Source organism: Mycobacterium sp. (assembly GCF_032162105.1).
GTDB lineage: Bacteria > Actinomycetota > Actinomycetes > Mycobacteriales > Mycobacteriaceae > Mycobacterium.
This window is the reverse complement of the sequence record NZ_JAVRPS010000445.1, coordinates 1-21,420: the sequence shown is the minus strand read 5'-3', so window position 1 is coordinate 21,420 and position 21,420 is coordinate 1. Positions and strand designations below refer to the sequence as shown.

Below are 21,420 nucleotides of genomic sequence, written 5' to 3'. Positions count from 1 at the left end.
AGCTTCGGTCCGTCGCCTGATGCACTCGATGATGTGGGAACAGTATTGGCCATCTGTCTCTAGCCTCTCGCCAGTAGATCCGGTCTCCAAGACGCACCACACAGCGGACTATCGCAGGTCGTTGTGTGGTATGGCGCTGGAGAGAATATGTGGAATTAGAGCCTCGGGGTGATCGGCTGTCAACCCCAGAGCGGAGACGATCGCCTCCTGGATTCGCCAAATCCCTTGCTGCATAATGGCAATTTTGGTCACAGAAAGTTGCTGATTCTGTTGCACTGATATATCAGTCTGCATCGAATATTGCACCGCCCGGGTGTTCGTAGGATCCTCACGGCCGGTCGATCCGAGGTTCATGCATAGAATGTTGCACACCATGGACGATCGTGCAGCGCGGATTGCACCGGTTGAGGAACTCGGCTAGCGTGAAGCCTCGTCAGCTTGCGCAAGCATCCGGCGAAGGGCGGCGATGGGCGCAGGCGACATTCGACGTCGTCGACTACCCAACCCCGTGGCCCGGCGCAGCGGGGCGCGCTACTCCGCTGGAGTATCCGAATGTGGCTGTACACGTCCGATTCGTAGAGGAGTCCTGATGGCGAGGGTGGCACGTTCGAAGAACAAACCCGAGCCCGAAAAGGGGTCGCCCACACGGACGAAACCGAAGGTCGCGCGTCGATCGCCCACCGGTCCAGCACCGCAGAAGAAGGGGGAGTCAAAAGCAAAGACAAAGCAGTCCCCTGTTCCGGCCGAAAGCTCCGCGACAGCCGACTTCGAGGCTCGCCTACGCGATCGCATGCCGTTCCTGACGCCGAAGAGGCGCGTGCTCGCCCAGATCATGCTCACCGACCCTGCTGCCCTGATGTTGCGCACCGTTGAGTCCCTTGCGCAAGAGGCCGGCGTCGACGGCGCAACCGTCGTTCGGCTCTGCAACGAACTCGACTACGACGGCTTCGCCGGGCTCAAAGCCCAACTGCGTGACGACTACACGCGGTTCCGCACTGCCGCTGAGAAGATATCCAGAACCTTGGCCGCGGGGCAGACCGAAGAAGACGTCGTGCCCGGTGTCTTCAGCCGCGACAGCGCCAACATCGCGCTCGCCGCGGAGTGGAATAGTGCGGCGAAGATCGCCGAGCTGGCCGAGACGATCACAGCGGCACGCCGCACGGTGATCGTGGCGTCTGGACTCTCCTCGCACGCAGCATCACTCGCTGCTCACCTGCTCCGCCTCGCAGGGGTCGACGCGATCGCACCCAACACCGAGATCGAAACGGCCATACACATCGCCGACCTGGGAACCGACGATCTAGTCATCGGCATCTCGTTCTGGCGGTACATCGCATCGAGCGAACGACTCCTCATCCGCGCCGCGGCCGCCGACATCCAGACAGCTGCCATCACCGACAGCTCGGAATCAGGCGTCGCCCGGGCGTCCCAACAGGTGCTGCGAGTGCCAACCGACTCGACCGAGCTCAGCAACTCGCTGACCGCGACCGTGGCGCTGATCAATGCCATCGTCACCGCGGTAATCCACAGCAATCCCGAACGTTCCCTGTCGGCTCTCAAGAGCATCGACTCGGTGTTTAGCGACACCCAGATCACTTAGGAGACACCATGCTGACCATCCGACGCGCGCAGGTGCGTGAGACCTTGGACGAACTGGTCGAGCCGAGCTCGACTGCGCTGGTCATCATCGACATGCAGAACGACTTGTGCCACGCTGACGGCGCCTTTGCTGCTGCCGGGGCCGACATCAGCGCATATCCCCCGATTGTTCCGACCATCGCGTCGCTTGTCGACGCGGCGCGTGCGGCCAGCGTGCTGATCATCTGGATTCGAGTTACGAGTTCGCAGACCGAACTCTTCCAGTCCCCGGCGCAGTTGCGCTTCGAACTGAGAATGAAGAACACGTACGGACGATCCGAACAGCCGGAGTTCGACTTCGCCACCCCGGGCAGCTGGGGACACGACTTCCTGGAAGGTCTGGGCTACCGCGACGGCGACGCCGTCGTCGACAAGCGGCGCTCGAGCGGGTTCGCCGGCACAGACCTCGACATGCTGCTGCGTAGCAACGGTATCGAGTCGATCGTCGTGACCGGCTGCACGACCGAAGGGTGTGTGGACTCGACGATCAGGGATGCCGTCTCGCGCGATTACTACGTCACGTTGGTCCGCGATGGTGTCGCCAGCGACGACCGGTCGCTGCACGAGGCCGCGATGCACGTACTCACCGCATACCGGTGCGATCATGCGACGGCCGCGGAAATCAGTGAGGCATGGACGCAGGCCGGGGCCTCGCTGTGAGGCTCGGCCGCATCTCGAGCGGCAGCTGGATCGGGTTCGCCGTCTCGACGAATTCTGAGCAGTGGCTGCCGATGCCGTGTCTAGGCGTCGACCCAGCGGACACGGGCACGGCCATCGCGATGGCGCGGCTCTGGGAATCGTGGGGCTACCCACAGCCGGCGGACGAGTTGGTGCACGCGGACGCGTTGCACTGCCCGATCACGCCCAACCAGCGGATCGTGGGAGCGGGCGCGAACTTCGCTGCCCACGCGGCCGAGGTCGGGATGTCCGCGTCGGTGATCCCTCATCTGTTCGAACGATCACCGAGCACGCTGGCAGCGAGCGGCGATACCCTCATGATCACGTCGACGCCCGACCAGCACTGCGATTACGAAGTCGAGCTAGCCGTCGTGGTGGATTGTCGACCGTCCGCATCCGTGGGTAGCCCTTCATCCGTCTTCGGCTATGCGGTCGCGAACGATCTGACTCTGCGCGCGCTGCAGCAGACGGACCCGACGATCACGTGTGCGAAGTCGGCGCCACGCTCGTGCCCGATCGGTCCGTACATCACGACCGCCGACGAATTGCCCGAGCTCGGACAACTGGAGATGAGGTCATCCGTCAACGGCGTGCTGCGACAGCACGCCTTCCTTGACGAAATGGTGCACTCGGCAGTGGAATTGATCGCCGCGATCGAGCGTGCCGCACCGCTGAGAGCCGGGGACGTCGTGCTCACAGGCAGTCCCGCGGGCACGGCAGTTGGCGATTCGTCGGTCGACTTCCTCCAGAACGGCGACGTTGTCGAATGCTCGATCGCACAGATCGGCTCGATCCAAAACACCGTTCGATTGCGCAAGCAACTTCAAGGAGCACTGGCATGACAACTCTGCAAGCACTGCCAACCGCACGTCCGGTGCCGAAGTCGGCAACCTACGAGATCGCGCGCCGCGTGGCCGCCTTGCGTGCCACCGGCAAGACCATCCTCGACCTCGCAACCGGCGAACCGAGTTTCGCCACGCCTGCGCGGATCGTCGAAGCAGCCGAGCAGGCGCTCCGGGACGGGTACACCCGCTACACGCCGAGCGCCGGGTTGCCCGAAGCACGCGCGGCGGCCGCGGAGGCACTCGCGCGGGACCATGGTGTCGACGTGCCCAGCTCCCGGGTCTACGTGGTGCCGTCGGCGAAGTACGGCGTCTACGCGAGCCTGGCGGCGATCCTGGAACCAGGTGACGAAGTAGTGGTGGTTGGACCGCACTGGGTCAGCTACGAACCGATGATCACGTTGCTGTCCGCGACCGTGCGCCGCGTCCTGCCCGACGCCGCCACGGGGTACCGCTTCGAGAGCACCGAGCTTCTCGCAGCGATGAGCGACAGGACCCGGGCCATTGTGCTGAACACGCCGGGCAACCCGACCGGACGCGTGCTGGACGAGGGGGAGATCACCGCCGTCGCGCAGGCTTGCCGGCGGAGTAGTTGCTGGGTGGTCTCGGACGAGATCTACGCGCAAATCCGATTCGATGGGGTCGTGCATCGCGCTCCCGCTGCGCACCCAGAACTCGCCGACCGCACGTTCACCATCGGCGGTCTTTCGAAGTCGCACGCGATGCCCGGCTGGCGCATCGGCTACATCGCGGCTCCGGAGTCGGCCCAGGAGGCACTAGAGGGGTTCATCCAGAACAGTGTGGGTTGTGCGCCCGCGTTCGTCCAGCGCGCGGCGGTCGTCGCACTGAGCGACAGCGGAGTCCAAGACGAGATCGGCGCGATGGTCCACGAATACGCCCGACGACGCGACGAGCTGTGCTCCGCGTTGGACACGGTTCCAGGATTCCAGCTGTCCGTGCCGGAAGGTGCGCTGTACGTGTGGGCAGACGTCTCGGCGACCGGTATGAGTGGAGCTCAGGTTGCCGAATCCCTCCTCGATGTTGCCGGGATCGCAGTGGTTCCCGGCGAAGCATTCGGCTCGGAGTACGTCGATCACATCCGATTGACATACGCCCCAAGCGATGTCGTGATCAGCGCCGCGTGCCGCGCGCTTGCTGCTTGGACACCGCGCTGATCCAGCCATGTCCGGAGCATCCGCGCTTTCTTGCGGCGGCACCTACCGCGAGGGAGCAATCCCGAGATCCCGCAGCCGGCCGTGGTAGACGTCGACATTGGCGAGTTTGATGCCTTCGTAGCCGCGGACGACCTCGGGCAGGGCGGCGATCGTCACGGCCCGGTCATAGTTGGCCGTGTCGAGTTCGGCCGCCAGCCGGGACACGATGCCCTCGTACTCCGCCAGCAGCGCGCGCTCGACCTTGCGCACCTGCGCGTAACCGAATGGATCGAACATGGTGCCGCGCAGTCGTTTCCCCTTCGCGAGAATGCGCAGTGCGACGTGGCTCCGTGGGGCGAGGCCGATCTTCTTCTTTCGGCCCATGGCGCGCAGCGCGGGTGGGTGAAGTTTGTAGGTGAGGCGCTCGCCGCCCGGGACCTCCGACTCGACGTACTCGACGAATGCAGGATCGGTAAGCAGCCGCGCCACTTCGTACTCGTCCTTGTATGCGGTGAACTTGTATAGCCCCTTGGCCACCGATTCGCTGAAGTCGGTGCGGTCGGTCACCGCACGCTCGGCCGTCCAGATCGCCTGCAGCAGTGTGGCGTATCGACGCGCAACCTTCTCGCTTTGAAACTGGACGAGGTCCGCTGTCCGCCGCGAGATGAGGTCGCCGACGTGTCCGGAGAAGGTGGTGCCGGCGAGGACGTGCGCAGGCGCCGGGGGCCGCTGCCGCTCGGACGGGGGTGAGGCAACGGCGTTGAAGCGCACGGGGTCGGCGATGGCGAGACGTCCCCAGCGGAAGGCCGCGATGTTGGCATCGACGGCGACACCGTTGATCCCGATGGCTTCCTCGATTGACGCCGCCGGAAGCCGAAGCGCCCCAGCCTGATAGGCAGCACCGACGAGCATCAGGTTGGCCGCGGCCGTGTTGCCGAACAACGCGTGGGCCGCAGCCAAGGCGTCGAAGGAATGCACGGCGTGCGACACCTGGCCTAGGCGGTTGAGCAGGTAGGGCGTCTCGGGGTAGGTGACGGCCTTGTCGTACACCATGTCGCCGGTCGGGGTCTTGCTGGTCGACACGACGGTGATCGTCTTGCCCGGGTCGCCGTATCCGAGATTGTTCGTGTCAGCGGCCGTGAGCAGATCGAATGCCACGATGCAGTCCGCGCTACCAGGGGTGAGCCGGTTGGAGGGATCGAGCTTGGCGGCGGCGAATCGCAGATGCGAGACGACGGGGCCCGCCTTCTGACTCAGTCCGATCTGATCCAGGCTCTCGACGTCGTAGCCCGCACGTAGCGCCGCGGTCGCGAGAATTTGGTTCACCGTGACGATTCCGGTGCCGCCGATGCCAGCGAAGAACACGTTCTGCGTTGACGTCACCGGCTCGATGGCAAGGTCGGGCAGGACGGGAGGCTCGGCCGCGCTCCGGGTGGGGCGCTTCTTGCCGGGTCGAACCTCGACGGTGACGAAGGACGGGCAGTCGCCATCCAGGCAGCTGTAGTCGGTGTTGCAAGAGGTTTGGTCGATGCGGGTCTTACGTCCGAACTCGGTGTCCACCGGTTGCACCGAAAGGCAGTTGGACTTGACGCCGCAGTCACCACAGCCTTCGCAGACCGCCTCGTTGATGAGTACCCGGGTGTTGCGGGTGGGCAGGGTGCCGCGTTTCCGTTGCCTGCGTGCGTCGGCGGCGCAGTGCTGGTCGTAGATCAGGACGGTCACGCCCTTGACGTCGCGCAGTCTCTTCTGGGCTTCGTCGAGGCGGTCCCGATGCCAGAGGATGGTGCCCTTGGCGAGCGCCCGCTTGTCGTGCCGATGGGGTTCGTCGGCACAGATGATGATCTGTTTGACACCTTCGGTGGTCAGCTTGTGGGTCAGCTTGGCGACGTTGAGTGCACCCTCGGCGGTCTGGGCGCCGGTCATCGCCACCACCTCGTTGTAGAGCAGCTTGTAGGTGATGTTCACGCCTGCGGCGACGCACGCCTGCACCGCGAGCTGGCCGGAGTGGAAGAAGGTGCCGTCGCCGATGTTCTGGAAAATGTGCGGGACATCGGTGAACGGGGCCTGGCCGATCCACTGACTGCCCTCCCCACCCATCTGGGTGAGCCCGGTGACGGCACTGTCCTGCCGGTTGGACATCGTCACCATGGTGTGACACCCGATCCCGCCGCCCGCCAGGGATCCCTCGGGAACCGCCGTCGAGCGATTGTGCGGGCAGCCGCTGCAGAAGTACGCGGCGCGTTGCGCGGGAAGCACTTCCAGCGTCAACGCCGGTGGCGGCGGCTTCTTGAGCTCCAGTCGACTGCCGAGCACGCGGCGCAACGGGGCCAGCAGACGTCCGGCGGTGAGTTCACCGCTGACCGGGATCAGCGACCGCCCCTTTGCGTCCTTCTTGCCGACGATCCGCGGCGCACCGGTTCGGCCGTACAGGATTTCGCGCACCTGCGTCTCGACGAACGCGGTCTTGTCCTCGACGACGAGGATCTCATCGAGGCCCTCGGCGAACGACGCGACCGTGTCCGGTCCCAGCGGCGTTGGCATGCCGATGCGCAACAGCTTGATACCCGCGCGGTGGAGCGCCGCGTCGTCGGCGCCCAGATCGGCCAGCGCTTGGCGCACCGAGTCGAACGTCGTTCCCGTTGCGGCGATGCCCATCGTCGCGTGCGGTGGATCGATCTCGATCACGTCGAGATGGTTGGCGGCACCGTAGGTGCGCACCACCTCCGCGCGGGGACCGTAGAGGTCGGACTCGGCGTCCAGACTGACGGCGGGAGCGGCCATCGGCCGCTGGCGGTAGACGAATGGCTTTCCGTCCCACTGCACCTGGGGAACCACGATGTCGATGTCGGCGACGCTGCCATCGACGGACCAGGCGCCGTCGGCCACATCGGCGACGATCTTCAGCGCCACGACACATCCCGACGCCCGCGACATCGCCACCCCGTGCATGGCCATCGTGACGATCTCACGGGCGTTGCGCGGAAACAGCACCGGAATTCCGAGGGCGGCCAATGACCGCTCGCTGACGGCGGGCACCGTGGAGGATTTGGCGGCAGGGTCGTCGCCGACCAGGAGCAGGACTCCACCGTGCGGATTGACGCCGTACATGTTGGCGTGCCGGATGGCGTCCGTCGCCCGATCCAGGCCGGGCCCCTTGCCATACCAGACACCTACCACCCCATCGTAGGGTGCCGTGCCCTTGGAGAACGTGGCCAGATCGGCTTGACTGCCCCACACCGAGGTGGCCGCCAACTCCTCGTTGAGGCCAGGAACGAAGGTGATGTCGTGCGCCTCGAGAATCTCGGGCATGCCGGCCAGCATCCGGTCGACCCCACCCAGTGGGCTGCCCTGATACCCCGAGACGAACGTCGCGACTCGTCGGCCCGCACGCGCGTCGCGCACGTGCTGTTCGACGAACGCACGCGCGATGGCCTGCACGCCGGTGAGGACCACCGCTCCCGATCCCGACCGGTAGCGATCGCCAAGGTCGTAGGGCTGCGGGTCGGGCCTGCGAATGTCGAGATCTGTCATGCGACTCACCACCTCTGCGTGCTCGCCCGTATGGGCTGCCTGATGCTTAAAGCGAACCACCGGGTGGCACATTGAGCAAGCAACCCCACTCCCATTGAGCATGTTGCCCATCTTGAGCCGAAAGTGACGTGCGATACTGAGCGTCGTGACGAAGCTCGATCGCACCGACGCTCGACTGCTCCTGGCGATGTGTGATGCGCCGCGGGCCACCGGGGTGCAGCTTGCGGCCACGCTGAACCTGGCGCGGAACACCGTGCAGGCGCGACTGGCCCGGTGGGATCAGGAGAAGGTACTGGCGCCGATCGACCGCTGCGTGTCGCCGCGTGACCTCGGGTACCCCCTCCAGGCCTTCATCACCGCGGTGGTCGATCAACACCGCCTGGACCCGGTCATCGCACAGCTGCAGACCGTCGCACAGGTCACCCAGGTGACGGGACTCTCGGGTGCGGCCGACCTGTTGATCGGCGTGGTCGCGACCGACGCCGACGATCTGTATCGCGTGGCGGGCCTCGTTCTGGCCGTACCAGGGGTCGAGCGCACCACGATGTCGGTGGCGATGCACGAGGTCGTCGCCTACCGCACGCGGCCGCTGCTGGAGCAGCTCGCACGCGGCCAGTGAGTGCGCCGGCCGGCTACGAGTCCACGAACGACGGCCCCGGGTCCGGATGGACGTTGTGCGCAGTGATCTCGTCGCCACATTGGTCACACGTGAGCCGGGGCTCGGTGAGGTTGCCGCAGGATTCGTGGGTCAGCACGATGGGCGCGCCTTTCGGGCCCGCGAGATAGGTGTCACCCCAACGCATCAGGATGACGATGGCCGGGAACAGGTCGCGGCCCGCCGCGGTCAGGCGGTATTCGAAGTCCTGGCGGACGGGCCCGCCGCCGTAGGGAATGCGCGCGAGCAGACCGTACTCGACGAGCTTGGCGAGGCGGCTCGACAGCGTCGGCCTGGGAATGCCCAGGTTTCGGGCGAACTGCCCGTAGCGTCGCACGCCGAAGAATGCCTCCCGAAGGATCAGCATCGTCCATCGTTCGCCGACGAGATCTAGTGCGCGACTGACGGAGTCGCCATTGAAGCGGTGCGCGAGCCGATCGAAGTCATCGTCCATGAGCGCTCACCGATGTCTGATCGCGCAGTTCGGCACTGAAATGCTCGCGCACCGCGGTGAGGACGCGACGCCCGGCCGGATCCTCCGCTGTCGCCGGGACGACCCCCACGTGGTCCGCGCCTGCGTCGAAGTAGGACTCGATCCGGGCGACGACCTCGGGCACGGTCCCGATGGCACCGACGGCCGCCAGAAGCTGTGGCGGAATCGCGTCGGCAAGCTCGCGCCGGGAGGCGCCTGCCCGTGCGCTGTCGACGAGATCGCCGTAACCGAGATCGGCGAACATCTCTCCGTAACCGGGCGGCCTCAGATAGGCCGCCAGCTGTGACGCGATTTGACGCCGCGTCGCAGGTCCTGGGTCGATTGCGGCGGTCACCCACACCGCCAATCGCGGCGCGACGACCCCGCGCGTCTCGGCGATGGCATCGATGGATGTGCGCACGGCCGAGACGTGGGCCGGACTGACCAGGTTCAGGACGAGCTGATCAGCGGATTGCGTTGCGACCCGGGTCATTTGCGGTCCGAACGCCGCGACCGTGAGCTTGGTCGAGGGTTGCGGACTGCGCAGCCGAAAGCCGCGTGAGTGGACGAGCTTGCCGGCAAAGTCGGTTCGCTCACCGTCTAGCGCCCGCCGGACGAGGTCGACCGTCTCCCGCATCCGCGTCGGAGCTGCCACCCAGTCACGGTCGTGCCATCCGGAGACGATCACGGGGCTCGACGCGCCGAGTGCCAGGTCGACGGCGCAACCGGTGAGGGTCGCAACGCTGGACACGCCGAGCGCAAGGGCGACGGGACTCCGCACGCCGATCGCCAACGGCCCGACGGTGAGGGCGAGACCTGGTGACTTCAGCCCGATTGCGGTGGCCAGCGCGAAGGCGTCGAACGTCGCCATCTCGCCGATCCACAGGCGACGAAACCCGCACGACCACGCCTGTGCCGCGATGTCGAGCGCCTCGGCGTCGGGTTGGTCGAGCCAGTAGGGCAGCACGACACCGAGCGAGCGGTCGCTCATAACTGGCTGGTGTTGGTGGGCAGGTCGAGCAGGACGCGTCCGGTGGTCTCCCACATCGCGGGGTTGACCTGCATGTGCGCGGTCGCGGTGTTCGCATCGCGGAATCGACGCTGCAGCGGCGACGTCTCGTAAATCGATGTGCCGCCGCCCAAGTCGTACATCGACCGAGCGACTTCCGCGGAGGTGCGAACCGCGTGCGTGGCGGCCAGCCGGAGGGCCGTGCGCAGCTCGAGTGAGACGGGCGTGCCCGCCTCGGCGGCCCGCCATGCGTCGTCGATCGCTTGGTAGTAGAAGGCGCGGGCGGCGCGCAGCGCGGCCTCGGCCTGACCAACGGACGCCTGCGTCATCGGTTTCTCGGCGAGGGTGCGGCGCGCTCCGAGAGCGACCTTGCGACCGGCGAGGTCGAGCAGGTCGTCGATGGCACCGCGTGCATTGCCAAGCGCCGCCGCCCCGATGGACAGCGCGAAGTACCCGAATATCGGGAATCTGTACAGGGCCGAGTCGACGAGCGGGCCGTCGGCCAGCGACAGGATCCGGCGGGTCGGGACGAACACGTCGTCGGCGACCGCGTCGTGGCTTCCGGTGGCTCGCAAACCCGACGTGTGCCAGGTGTCGAGGACCTCCAGCTCGCTCGTCGGGATGCCGACCGCCCGCAGCACGGGCGGATCACCTTCCTCCTCCGCGCCGGTGACGAGGACGCACCCGCCAAAGAAGTGCTCGGAGTGGGTGATACCACTGCAGAACGCCCACCGACCGGACACCCGAACGCCGCCGTCGACTGGTCGCGCGGTGCCGCGCGGTGCCCACACCCCAGCGGCGATCGAGCGCGGGTCGCCGAGGGTCTCGGCGGCGCCCGCTGCGGGGAGGTAGCCGGCGAGCAGGCTGCTGGTAATGGCGATGGACACACACCATCCGGTCGCTGCGTCTCCTCGAGCGATGGTTTCCGCGCACTCGAGAGCGATGCCCGGTGGGGCTTCGACAGCGCCCAAGGTACGGAGGGCGCCGCAGCGCATCAAACCCGAATCCCGCAGGCGATCAATCAATTCCGGGACCAGTCGGCGCTCGCGCTCGTTGTCGACGGCGATGTCGCGCGCCAGCTCGGAGATCTTCTCGGCCTCGGCCAGCAGATCGGAGAATCCGGCGGGATCCCGCTGCACCATTGCGGTCATCGACGAGTCCTCCTATGGTTTATTTTGATTACTAGTTCAATATCTTTACTATGCGTGTCGACGCTAGTCAAGTCGATGAATGGAGACACCATGACGATCAACCACCAAGTCCGCCTCGCCGCCCGCCCCGCCGGAATGGCGACGCACGACGACTTCACGTTCACCGAGGAACCGGTTCCCGTCCCGACCGCAGGCGAGTTCGTCGTCGACGTATCCCACATCTCGATCGATCCGGCCATGCGCGGATGGATGAACGCAGGCGCGTCCTACATCCCGCCGGTGGCGATCGGCGACGTGATGCGCGCCGGAGCGATCGGCACCGTCACCGCTTCCCGGCATCCCGGCTTCACCGTTGGCGACCACGTCTACGGAACGTTCGGCGTGCAGGAGCATGCGATGTCGGACGGCAAGGGCGTGATCAAGATCGACACGTCGATTGCGCCTGCGACCACATACCTGGGCGCACTCGGCATCACCGGGTTGACCGCCTACTTCGGACTCCTCGACGTCGCGAAGATCAAAGCCGGTGACACCGTGGTCGTCTCGGGCGCCGCAGGAGCAGTCGGTAACTTCGCGGGCCAGATCGCGAAACTCAAGGGCTGCCGCACCATCGGCATCGCCGGTGGACCCGACAAGTGCCGAGCGCTGGTCGACGACATCGGGTTCGACGCCGCCATCGACTACAAGTCCGAAGACATCCGCAAGGCCCTTCGCCTGCTCGCACCCGATGGCGTCGACGTCTACTTCGACAACGTCGGCGGCGACGTTCTCGACGCCGTCCTGACCCGCCTGGCGCGCGGAGCGCGCATCGTCATCTCCGGTGCCGTGTCGCAGTACAACGAGGAGAAGGTGCTGGGCCCCGCGAACTACCTGTCGCTGCTGGTCTATCGGGCATCGATGATCGGCATGGTCATCTTCGACTACGAGGACCGATATCAGGCCGCCTCCGCCGAGCTCGCCCAGTGGCTGCATGCCGGCCAGTTGACGTCACACGAGCACGTCGTCGACGGCGGTGTTCGCGCCTTTCCCGAGGTTCTGCTCAAGCTGTTTACCGGTGAGAACACCGGCAAGCTCATCCTCAGGGCCTGACGCCGATACTGCGCCTGCCCAGGTATCCCAAAACGACTGCGAGGAAACCGAACTTGGTCATTGCGGCCCCGCGAGCTCGACGCGCGTTGACGGCGGTGTCGGTGCCTCTCAGTACGGAGAGCAACGAGACGCCTTCGATCGCATCGCGGAGGGCTGCGACGCCTGCGACGAGGCCGATCAGACGTGAATCGTTGTGCCGCTGCTTGATTCGATCGATCAACAACGCCGTCAAGACGCCGTAGGAAGCCGCGTAGCCGAAGTCCAGCCTCAGGGATGTCCGTGCTGCGCGGCAACCGCGCTCACCCCGGCTGGCCATGATCTGCGTGGCCTGTGCCTCGGTGCCTGCCAGCTCGAACGCGACGATCCCGGGTCCGTCCGTTCTTCGCATACCGCGTTCGGGGACGAACACGAGCGCGGTGTAACCCGCGAAGACCGACGCGTCGGCGACGACAGACCTGTTCTGGGAATCGATGTCGATTGTGTCTGAGCACCTCGGTGGGTTGCCGAACGCCAGCTTGCCGTCCCTGGGCGAAGTTTGCCAGCGAATACCCGAACTGTGCACATGTGCATTCGATATGAGGATCGGGCGACGCTTTCGGACTTCCTCTAGATTGAACTGGGGGGACCTGCGCAACTGTGCAGTAACGGCAATTACCCTTGGTCTTAGAGGAGCCATCGTGGACAAACCCAACGATGATGGGCCAGACGAACACTTGGCAGCGGCGTTTCGCGTCAATCGGCGGACGTTCGTCGGTGCGTCGGTCACCGTCGGCGGTGCGGTTGCTGTCGGTTCACTGCTGGCCGGCTGTGACGATGCGGAACCGGTCGCAGGTGAAGACACCAAGACGACAGTGAGCCTGCGCATCAACGGTGAGGCACACGAACTCACCGTCGACAACCGGACCTCGCTGCTGGACCTGCTGCGCGAACGGGTCGGGCTGGCCGGTACCAAGAAGGGCTGCGACCAGGGTGCGTGCGGCGCGTGCACCATCCTGATGGACGACACCAGGGTGACCTCGTGTCTGACGCTGGCGGCGATGCACGACGGGGCCGACATCGTCACCATCGAGGGCTTGGCCACCAACGGCAGGCTCCACCCGCTGCAGCAGGCGTTCATCGACGAGGATGCGTTCCAGTGTGGGTACTGCACCCCCGGGCAGATCCTCTCCGGCGTCGGATGCATCAAGGAGGGACACACCGGCTCGGCGGCCGAGATCCGGGAATGGATGAGCGGCAACATCTGCCGGTGCGGCGCCTACACCAACATCGTCACCGCCATCGCCAAGACGAGCAACGGCGCATAGGCCACGATGTTCCCGTTCAGCTTCAGCAAGGCCGCAGACGAGCGGGCCGCATTTGCCGCCGCGTCCTCGGGTGCCCGCTACATCGCCGGGGGCACCACGTTGGTGGACTTGATGCGCGAAACCGTGGAACGACCGACTGCCGTCGTCGACATCAACGGATTGCCGTATCGATCGATCGATCTGCAGGCATCGCGGCTCCGGATCGGTTCACTGGTGCGGATGTCGGACCTCGCAGCCCATCTCGACGTCCGTCGCGAGTTCCCGGTCATCGTTCAGGCTTTGGAATTGAGTGCATCGGCACAACTGCGCAACATGGCGTCCATCGGTGGCAACCTCATGCAACGGCCGCGGTGCCTGTACTTCCGCGACGTCTCGGCGAGCTGCAACCGCCGCACCCCGGGGTCGGGATGCGCCGCCGTCAACGGCCTCAACCGGGGACACGCGATTCTCGGAGCCAGCGAGCAGTGCGTCGCCACCCATCCCTCGGATCTCGCGGTGGCGCTCGTCGCACTCGACGCCGTGGTCGTCGTCCGGGGCAATGACGGTGAGCGGCAGATCCCGATTGCGCAGTTCTTCCGCCAGCCCGGCACCACTCCCGACCGCGAGCACGATTTGCGTCCCGGTGAACTCATCGTCGCCGTCGACGTGCCTACCGGCCCGGAGATGCGCCGCTCGGGCTACCTGAAGGTGCGCGATCGAGAGTCCTTCGAATTCGCCTTGACCTCGGCTGCCGTCGCGCTCGACATCGACGCCGGAGTGATCCGCACTGCTCGGGTCGCAGTCGGCGGGGTCGCAACGGTGCCGTGGCGACTGCCCGCGGTGGAGCAGGCCCTGCAGGGCCGAGTTCCCGGTGCAGCGCTGTGGAGCGTCGCCGCCGCGCGGGCGGCGGATGGCGCCAAACCGCTGCCGGAGAACGGATTCAAGGTGGAGCTGCTCAAGCGCACGGTCGAGCGTCAGCTCCAGAGGGTAGCGGGTCAGCCGTGACCCAGCCGGTACGCGGACCCGCGCCCGTCTTCGGGCAACCCGTCGTCCGAGTGGACGGCCCGCTGAAGGTCACCGGGCAGGCACGCTACGCCGCCGACAACCCGCTCCCAAACCTGGTGTACGGCGTTCTGGTCTGCAGCACCGTGGCACGTGGCTCCGTTGAACGCATCGATGGGACAACGGCTCTCGCGCATCCGGACGTCCTGCGCGTGCTGACCGATTTCAGCGCCGTCAAGTTGCCCTTCGACCCGCGTCAGGTGGCGTTCTTCGGCCAGCCCGTCGCGATGGTCGTGGCATCCACACTCGAGGCGGCGGTGCACGGCGCGTCGCTGGTGGACGTGCGCTACGAGAGCCAACCGCCGTTGACGGACATCGATTCGCCGCAGGCGGTCATGGAGATCGCTCCCGACACCCCCGACTATGCGCGCGGTGACGCCGACACGGCGCTGCGCAGCGCGGCCGTCGTCACCGACCTTCGGTACACGATCGCCCGAAACAACCACAACCCCATGGAATTACCGTCGACGGTCGCCAGCTGGGACGGTGACCAGCTCACCGTGTGGGACAAGGTCCAGGGCATCACCTCAGCGCAGACGAATACCGCAGGTGCCCTTGATGTTCCCCCGGACAACGTCCGGGTGCTCGCGCCGTTCGTCGGTGGAGCGTTCGGCAGCGCAGGCCGCACCTGGCCGCATCAGGTGTTGGCGGCGTTCGCCGCTCGCGAACTGCAGCGACCAGTCAAGCTGGTGCTCACCCGCAAGCAGATGTACAGCGGGATCGGTTACCGGCCCACCAGCAGGCAACGGCTCGCCATCGGGGCCGATCGCTCGGGCCGTATCACTGCAACGGTCCACGAGGGCCACACCGAAGCCGCTCGCTACCAGCTCTATGAAGAGGGCCTGATGGGCCTGCCTAGGTTCGTCTACAGCAGCCCGAACATGCGGTCCACGTATCGAGTGGTGCGGCTGGACGTCAACATGCCGACGTACACGCGGGGACCTGGCGAGAGCTCGGGTGCGTTCGCGCTGGAGTCCGCCATGGACGACCTCGCTCATCGGCTGGGCATGGATCCGATCGAACTACGGTTGCGAAACGAGCCCGCAGTGGACGAGGAGACGGGCAAACCGTTCTCCACCCGCCGCCTCACGGATTGCTTGAAGCAAGGAGCGACCAGTTTTGGCTGGTCACAACGTAATCCGGTCCCCCGGTCGGTCCGCGACGGCGACCAGCTGATCGGAATGGGCGTGGCAGGGGCGGCCTACCACACCGTCCGCAACGAGTGCGAGGTGCTGGCCAGGGTGAACGCCGACGGTACCGCCGACGTGCAGACCGGGACCATCGACATGGGCCCGGGGACGTACACGTCGATGACGCAAGTCGCGTCGGACGCGCTCGGCATCCCGATGCGCCGGATCCGCTTCGCCCTCGGCGACAGCCGGTTTCCCAAGGCGCCGGCGCATTCGGGGTCGAAGACCATGGCCAGCGTCGGATCGGGCGTCTACACGGCCTCGAACATGCTGCGCGACAGGTTCATTCGTACTGCGGTGGTGGACCCGGGATCGCCGCTGAACGGTACGCGACCCGATGGTGTGTTGGTGGCCGACGGCCGGATGTTTCGCATCGACGACCCGGCCCGCGGCGAGACCTATCAGGACCTATTGGGTCGTCGTAACCTGCCGGGCCTCGACTCCCAGCAGACCTGGAACCCCGGAGACGCCAACTCGCAGTTCGCGCTGTACGCATACGGGGCGGTGTTCGCCGAGGTCGCCGTCGACGAACGCCTCGGCACGGTTCGGATTCGTAGGATCTTCGGGGCCTACGACGCGGGCCGGATCGTGAATCCCAAACTGGCGCACAGTCAGGCGCTCGGCGGCATGGTGTGGGGCATCGGAATGGCCCTCCTGGAGGGCACCCAGGTGGATCACCGCGACGGCCGCGTCGTGAACGCGAACATGTCGGACTACCTCGTCCCGGCCAACGCCGATGTTCCCGCGCTCGACGCGACCTTCGTGAGGGCCGAGGATACGATCGCCGATCCCATCGGAGTCAAGGGACTCGGCGAGGTCGTGATCGTCGGCGTGCCCGCTGCGATAGCCAATGCCGTATTCAACGCAACGGGAAAGCGCGTCACCGACCTCCCCATCACCATCGAGAAGTTGCTCTGAAGTAACGGTTGCCCCGACCGTGCTCAAGCGCGGGTGGCGATGACCCGGGTGGCGGCTTCGACGACGGCGGCGCGGCGGTGCGCGATGAGGGTGGCACTGTCCGTGACCGCGTGCGGGTCGGGCCAGTGGGCCCAGGCCAGGCCGATCCCGAAGAGGACGACGAGCAGGTCTACCGGCTGCCACGCGCGGTCGACGTGACCGGCTGCCTGGGCGGCCTCGACCGCCGCGATGGCTTGGACGGGGATGGGGTCGCCGTCGGTGCGGGGTTCCTCGAGGATGAAGCCTTCCAGGTGTGCCCACGTCATCATGCGCAGGTGCTCGGGCCGCGAGCAGGCCAGGTCGTAGAGGTTGCCGACCCACTCGGGGACGGCGTCGGGACGCGGCGTGACGGCACCGAAGAACTCCGCGACATCCGCAGCGACCACTTCGCGGAAGAGGGCCTCCTTGTCGCCGAAGTGCGCGTAGAGGCGTTCCTTGCTGGCATGGGCGGATCTTGCGATGCGGTCGATCCGGGCGCCGGCCAACCCGTACTGGGCGAACTCGGTTCGGGCGGCCGCGAGGATTTCGCCGCGCAGCTCGGTGGCGTTTCTCACAGCCAAATCATACACAGACGAACTGGTTCGTTCGGTATGGTGGTGACATCAGTCTCAATCAGCGACGTGCAAGGAGGGTTTCGATGGGTGGAGCGGTTGCAGTGGACCCCGTCGACATCGACACCATCATGAATCCACCAGAGCGGGTCCAGGCTTGGCGCCGCGTCGCAGAGACCGTCGCCGATCGGGTCGGACCGCTCGTCGACCTCTCCCGGCCGTACGTCGACGGGCAGCAGAACCTGCCCTCTGATGGACGATTCCTGTTGGTGGGCAACCACACCCAGGGCGGCGTCGAGGCCTTGTTGGTCCCGTACCTGGTGCGGCGCGAGATCGGCATCAGGGTGCGGCCGCTGACCGACCGTAGCATCGGCCGGATGCGCGGCCCGGCCGCCGACTTGCTCGCGGCCTGCGGTGCGGTCGTCGGGGCGCCGGAGACGGCGCGCGAGTTGATGCGCCATGACGAACCCATTCTGGTGTTTCCCGGTGGTGGCCGTGAGATCCCGAAGTTCAAGGGTGAGGAGAACACGGTGCGCTGGCAGGGCCGCGCCGGATTCGCCCGCCTGTCCGTCGAGAACGAGTATCCGATCGTGCCAGTCGGCCTCGTAGGTGGCGACGACATGTACCGGAGCCTGACCACGCGCGACGGTCTGTGGGGTCGGCTGAGCCAGGGCATCACCGAGAAGCTGTCCGGTCGCACCGACATGGCCATGCCGCTCGTGCATGGGATCGGACCCACCCTGATTCCCCGGCCGCAGCGGATGTACCTGCGCTTCGGTGCCCCCATCGACACCACCAAGCCCGCACGGGTCTCGCAGGCGAAGTGGGTCGCCACCGTCAAGCAGAACACCCAGGAATCACTCGAGCAAATCCTGGCCGACCTCCTCGTCGTCCGTGGTGGCGATCCGTACCGCGAGCTGAACCCCCTGGCCTGGCGCAGCGCGACGCAGCCGCCGGCCGAGTACTGACACCTCGCCTCATCGGGAGCTCGGCTGGGGATCGCGGACCCTTCGCCGTCGTCACCATCGCTCTCCGGGGCTCCGGCAGCGGGCCGCTAACGCTTCATGCTCGCTTTGGTCACGAACATGGCCAGCAATGCCGTTCCGGCGAGAACGGTGGTTGGATCCTGCAAGCGGCCTACCCAGACGACGGCCCGGAGGTTGCGATATGGGGTCGCTCGGACCGACACATATGATCGCGCTGTTCGTCGCGGTCGCCGTAGTTGCCGCGATATGTGGACATGTCGCATCAGCCGTTGTGCGGAGGAACAAGCGACGCGCACGCGGGTTCTTCTTCGTGGGCTTCGTCTGTGGATGGATGGCAGGCCCGATTCTGCGAGGAAGGCGCCGCGGCGGCAACGCGCTCGCAACCCTCGTCCGGTACGGTGTCGTCCGCTCACGGAGTGCCGGGATACCCCGCAGCACTGGTCGTTTCGCGGTTTACGCGTTCACCTCCGCGGCATCACGTGTCCGGCGGGGATGTTAGCCGGTGGCGGGAAGGGCAGCCCGGCCAGCACCACCGACGCCGTCGCCGAGCAACACGCGGAGTCGCTTTCGGCCGCGCCACAGCCGCGATACGACCGTTCCCTTCGGAGTGTTCATGATCGAGGCGATCTCGTTGTAGCGGAATCCCGCGACGTCGGCGTAGTACACCACGTCGCGGAAATGCCGTGGCAGAGCCTGCATCGCCGCCTTGATGTCGTTGTCCGGCAACAATTCCAGAGCTTGGTCCTCGGACGAGCGCATCCCCGCCGGAATGGCACGGCTGTAGACCTTCGCCAACCCGTGATCGGTGACCTCATCTGTGGCGCAACGCGCGGGTTCCCGCTTGCTCTTGCGGTACGCGTTGATGTAGCTGTTGGTCAGGATTCGAAACAGCCAGGCCTTCAGATTGGTATCCGCCCGGAAGGTATGGAACGCGGCGTACGCTCGCATCATCGTCTCTTGGACCAGATCCTCAGCATCCTCGTGATTCCGGCTCAGGCGGTATGCGTGGCGATACAGCGGGTCGCGCATCGAGACGACATCGCGCTCGAACGTGGCCCTCAATTCAGAACCGACACTATCGGTCGTCGAACTCATGCCGAGCCACGCGACGTGCCCCACGTCGCGACGCCCCAGATGACCGCCACGTCAAGGGCTATCAAGACAATTGAGCCAGTGGGGTAGTACGGCATCCAGAGGAACGACACCACCATGGCCAAGCAGGCGACGACGACTGCCGCAACCCATGTCGCAGTGGCGTTCACGAAGAGGCCAATGGCGACTGCGGCCACCACCAACGCCGTCAGGAGGTTCACCCATCCCCAGCCGGAGATTCGGAAGGTGTATTCATAGCCGTGCCCCGAGAACACCAAGTCGTCGGCGGTAAGGGCGAAAATGCCGACGAAGAACGTCAGTATCGCGCTTGTCAGCATGAGGGCTGCTGCTGCAACCGGTGCACCCCCCTGCGACTCCTGCGCTGTTACACGCTCCACGTCTTGAGAACTAGTGGTCATTGCGATCTCCGATCTGTGCGGGTCAATCCGGTCTGTCGACCCTTCGATCGTCGAGCCCCTCACCACGGGTGTCGATATCCTCCCGGACAACACAACACGCCTCGAAATGTCGCCACCAACACCCAACGCAGATGACTCGCCGTGGAGAAGCGCTTCATGGCCGCTCCCGGCTCGGTCGGGCTCATCGACGAGAGCAGTTTGTCCACTTCCACAGTTGTTGTCCAACAATGCTCTTCAATCGTTGGAGACGCGCACTCACCACCGCTCACGAGGATCAGGTTCGGTGGCAGCCTGCGCGCGCCGGCACAGGGCGATGGCAATGTGATTCACCACTGCAGCGAGTGAGAGCGAACCAATCACCCACGGCCACATCGTGATCTCTGCAGTATTTTGGCGGCCGGGCAGAAGCCTTTCATCGCGCTCCAGCGAATGTGATTGACATCGCTATGGATTCGCTTCGTTCATGACGGAGCGGTCGCACATCCACTTTGACGGCGCTACACCCAAGTTTGGCTGCTGCACCGATATCACGCGTTGTCGTCCGATACAACGATGTTCCGGCGTCGATGTATCGACAACCATCCAGGTCGTTACATGAGACGGCGGCGCACCTCGAAGACCAGACATAGTTCGACGACGTCCTTTGGCCGCGAAAGGGATCGGCCGGTGCGTTTCTCGATCCGGCGCAGTCGATGGCGCACGGTGTTGGGGTGACAGATGAGAACCTCGGCGGCGCTGCGTACCGATGCGTCATTGTCCTGCCACACCCGAAACGTTTCGAACAGCATCTCGCGGTCGGCGTCCGGGAGGTCGTCAAAGCCGTCCAATGCGTTGCCAATCAGTTTCACCATTACCTCGGGGGCACTGACTGCCGCGGTGGCCAGAATCGAGCCGTCGAACACCGCGACCGGTGAGGCCTCATCGGGCCGGCCGCGGAGCATCACCTTGGCGAAGTGCAGAGCTTGTGGCGTGTCACGCAGATCGTCGAAGCGCGCGCTGACCCCGACTCGAGTCGTCGCCAAGCGGGACACCAGGGCGACAACCTCGTCGAGATGCCGCTCAGACTTGACGTGCACGATCCCGACCTGCAGATCGGGTTCCAGCTGCCAGGCCGAATACACATCGCGGCTGCGCAGCTTCGATTCGATGTCGGGTAACGCCTCGCTACCGGCGGCGGGAATCTCCGCCGCCATGACCACGAACGGGCCATTGGCAGGCAGCCGCAGACCACTGGCCGCTTCCCACGAGCTCCAGCGGTCTATGGCTCGCCCTTCGAGCAACGATGCGATCAGAAACGGACGCTGAGATGTCTCGCCAAGGAGTTGCCTCTTCTGCTCGTCGCGATGTCCGGCCACCACGACACTCGCGACGAGTTCGGCGAAGCCGCTGATTCGGTCCTCGGTGTCGGCCGGCATGGGTCCGGGTCGCGCCATACCCACCGCCGCCAGGCCCCACACGCGTCCATCGATGATGACCGGGACGCCCACCGCAGCGCGGATGCCCACCGCACGCACGTGTGTTGCGATAACCCCGGCGACGTCCTCGTAGTCGTCCATCCGGGCAGGCCCGCCGGTGCGCTGCACCATCGATGCGAGGGTGTTGCCCGCGGTCGGTGTTCGCGCGCCCACAGGCCACTTCACGGGCTCGGCAGCAGGATGGTA

19 protein-coding genes are annotated in these 21,420 nt (G+C 65.8%); 10 read left to right on the top strand and 9 right to left on the bottom strand.

The window, feature by feature from the left end:
• Positions 1 to 466: 466 nt before the first annotated feature.
• From QOC69_RS22630 to QOC69_RS22615, 4 genes are read left to right on the top strand one after another with little or no spacing between them, the layout of a single operon-like run.
• Entirely contained in the window at positions 467 to 1,600 is a 1,134-nt protein-coding gene (locus QOC69_RS22630; RefSeq protein ID WP_526443777.1) for a MurR/RpiR family transcriptional regulator, read from the top strand.
• 8 nt (positions 1,601 to 1,608) lie between these two features.
• On the top strand, positions 1,609 to 2,298 hold the full coding sequence (locus QOC69_RS22625; protein ID WP_526443775.1) for a cysteine hydrolase family protein: 690 nt from the start codon (positions 1,609 to 1,611) through the stop codon (positions 2,296 to 2,298).
• Positions 2,271 to 3,158: a fumarylacetoacetate hydrolase family protein gene (locus QOC69_RS22620; protein ID WP_526443773.1), complete on the top strand. Its 888-nt coding sequence runs from the start codon at positions 2,271 to 2,273 to the stop codon at positions 3,156 to 3,158. The genes QOC69_RS22625 and QOC69_RS22620 overlap by 28 nt, the downstream gene beginning before the upstream one ends.
• Positions 3,155 to 4,333 (top strand): pyridoxal phosphate-dependent aminotransferase, encoded by a 1,179-nt coding sequence (locus QOC69_RS22615; RefSeq protein WP_526443771.1) that lies wholly within the window; start codon positions 3,155 to 3,157, stop codon positions 4,331 to 4,333. Before QOC69_RS22620 ends, QOC69_RS22615 begins: the two co-directional genes overlap by 4 nt.
• Before the next feature lie 42 nt (positions 4,334 to 4,375).
• On the opposite strand, the gene QOC69_RS22610 is transcribed toward QOC69_RS22615, so the two are convergent.
• Positions 4,376 to 7,843 (bottom strand): indolepyruvate ferredoxin oxidoreductase family protein, encoded by a 3,468-nt coding sequence (locus QOC69_RS22610; RefSeq protein ID WP_526443769.1) that lies wholly within the window; start codon positions 7,841 to 7,843, stop codon positions 4,376 to 4,378.
• 145 nt (positions 7,844 to 7,988) lie between these two features.
• On the opposite strand from QOC69_RS22610, the gene QOC69_RS22605 reads away from it, so the two are divergent.
• Positions 7,989 to 8,462 carry an Lrp/AsnC family transcriptional regulator gene (locus QOC69_RS22605; protein ID WP_526443767.1) on the top strand — a complete coding sequence of 158 codons (474 nt, stop codon included), beginning with the start codon at positions 7,989 to 7,991 and terminating at the stop codon, positions 8,460 to 8,462.
• A gap of 13 nt (positions 8,463 to 8,475) precedes the next feature.
• Here QOC69_RS22605 and QOC69_RS22600 read toward each other — a convergent pair whose 3' ends face one another.
• Genes QOC69_RS22600 through QOC69_RS22590 form a run of 3 tightly spaced genes read right to left on the bottom strand, consistent with a single transcriptional unit; the run spans position 8,476 to position 11,130 of the window.
• Positions 8,476 to 8,952 carry a winged helix-turn-helix transcriptional regulator gene (locus tag QOC69_RS22600; RefSeq protein WP_526443765.1) on the bottom strand — a complete coding sequence of 159 codons (477 nt, stop codon included), beginning with the start codon at positions 8,950 to 8,952 and terminating at the stop codon, positions 8,476 to 8,478.
• On the bottom strand, positions 8,942 to 9,961 hold the full coding sequence (locus QOC69_RS22595) for an LLM class F420-dependent oxidoreductase (protein WP_526443763.1): 1,020 nt from the start codon (positions 9,959 to 9,961) through the stop codon (positions 8,942 to 8,944). The genes QOC69_RS22600 and QOC69_RS22595 overlap by 11 nt, the downstream gene beginning before the upstream one ends.
• Complete coding sequence (locus QOC69_RS22590) at positions 9,958 to 11,130, bottom strand: acyl-CoA dehydrogenase family protein (protein ID WP_526443761.1); 1,173 nt, start codon at positions 11,128 to 11,130, stop codon at positions 9,958 to 9,960. Before QOC69_RS22590 ends, QOC69_RS22595 begins: the two co-directional genes overlap by 4 nt.
• A 90-nt stretch (positions 11,131 to 11,220) precedes the next feature.
• Here QOC69_RS22590 and QOC69_RS22585 point away from each other — a divergent pair, with 90 nt between their 5' ends.
• Positions 11,221 to 12,219 (top strand): NADP-dependent oxidoreductase, encoded by a 999-nt coding sequence (locus tag QOC69_RS22585; RefSeq protein ID WP_526443759.1) that lies wholly within the window; start codon positions 11,221 to 11,223, stop codon positions 12,217 to 12,219.
• On the opposite strand, the gene QOC69_RS22580 is transcribed toward QOC69_RS22585, so the two are convergent.
• Positions 12,209 to 12,607 carry a hypothetical protein gene (locus QOC69_RS22580; RefSeq protein ID WP_526443757.1) on the bottom strand — a complete coding sequence of 133 codons (399 nt, stop codon included), beginning with the start codon at positions 12,605 to 12,607 and terminating at the stop codon, positions 12,209 to 12,211. The two genes, QOC69_RS22585 and QOC69_RS22580, sit on opposite strands and share 11 nt — an antisense overlap.
• A gap of 289 nt (positions 12,608 to 12,896) precedes the next feature.
• Between QOC69_RS22580 and QOC69_RS22575 the strand changes: the two genes are divergently transcribed.
• Genes QOC69_RS22575 through QOC69_RS22565 form a run of 3 tightly spaced genes read left to right on the top strand, consistent with a single transcriptional unit; the run spans position 12,897 to position 16,672 of the window.
• Positions 12,897 to 13,523 (top strand): (2Fe-2S)-binding protein, encoded by a 627-nt coding sequence (locus tag QOC69_RS22575; protein ID WP_526443755.1) that lies wholly within the window; start codon positions 12,897 to 12,899, stop codon positions 13,521 to 13,523.
• A gap of 6 nt (positions 13,524 to 13,529) precedes the next feature.
• A complete protein-coding gene (locus QOC69_RS22570) occupies positions 13,530 to 14,507 on the top strand; it encodes an FAD binding domain-containing protein (RefSeq protein WP_526443753.1) in 978 nt (325 codons plus the stop codon).
• A complete protein-coding gene (locus QOC69_RS22565; protein WP_526443751.1) occupies positions 14,504 to 16,672 on the top strand; it encodes a xanthine dehydrogenase family protein molybdopterin-binding subunit in 2,169 nt (722 codons plus the stop codon). Before QOC69_RS22570 ends, QOC69_RS22565 begins: the two co-directional genes overlap by 4 nt.
• A 23-nt stretch (positions 16,673 to 16,695) precedes the next feature.
• On the opposite strand, the gene QOC69_RS22560 is transcribed toward QOC69_RS22565, so the two are convergent.
• The gene (locus tag QOC69_RS22560; RefSeq protein ID WP_526443749.1) at positions 16,696 to 17,265 is read right to left on the bottom strand and encodes a TetR/AcrR family transcriptional regulator; all 570 of its coding nucleotides are present in this window, start codon (positions 17,263 to 17,265) and stop codon (positions 16,696 to 16,698) included.
• 83 nt (positions 17,266 to 17,348) lie between these two features.
• Between QOC69_RS22560 and QOC69_RS22555 the strand changes: the two genes are divergently transcribed.
• Positions 17,349 to 18,230 (top strand): lysophospholipid acyltransferase family protein, encoded by an 882-nt coding sequence (locus QOC69_RS22555; protein ID WP_526443747.1) that lies wholly within the window; start codon positions 17,349 to 17,351, stop codon positions 18,228 to 18,230.
• A gap of 513 nt (positions 18,231 to 18,743) precedes the next feature.
• Here QOC69_RS22555 and QOC69_RS22550 read toward each other — a convergent pair.
• From QOC69_RS22550 to QOC69_RS22540, 3 genes are all read right to left on the bottom strand, one after another.
• Positions 18,744 to 19,343: a sigma-70 family RNA polymerase sigma factor gene (locus tag QOC69_RS22550; RefSeq protein WP_526443745.1), complete on the bottom strand. Its 600-nt coding sequence runs from the start codon at positions 19,341 to 19,343 to the stop codon at positions 18,744 to 18,746.
• The gene (locus QOC69_RS22545) at positions 19,340 to 19,984 is read right to left on the bottom strand and encodes a DUF7144 family membrane protein (RefSeq protein ID WP_526443743.1); all 645 of its coding nucleotides are present in this window, start codon (positions 19,982 to 19,984) and stop codon (positions 19,340 to 19,342) included. Before QOC69_RS22545 ends, QOC69_RS22550 begins: the two co-directional genes overlap by 4 nt.
• 365 nt (positions 19,985 to 20,349) lie before the next feature.
• A partial coding sequence (locus QOC69_RS22540) for a PucR family transcriptional regulator (RefSeq protein ID WP_526443741.1) occupies positions 20,350 to 21,420 on the bottom strand: 1,071 nt, incomplete at its 5' end.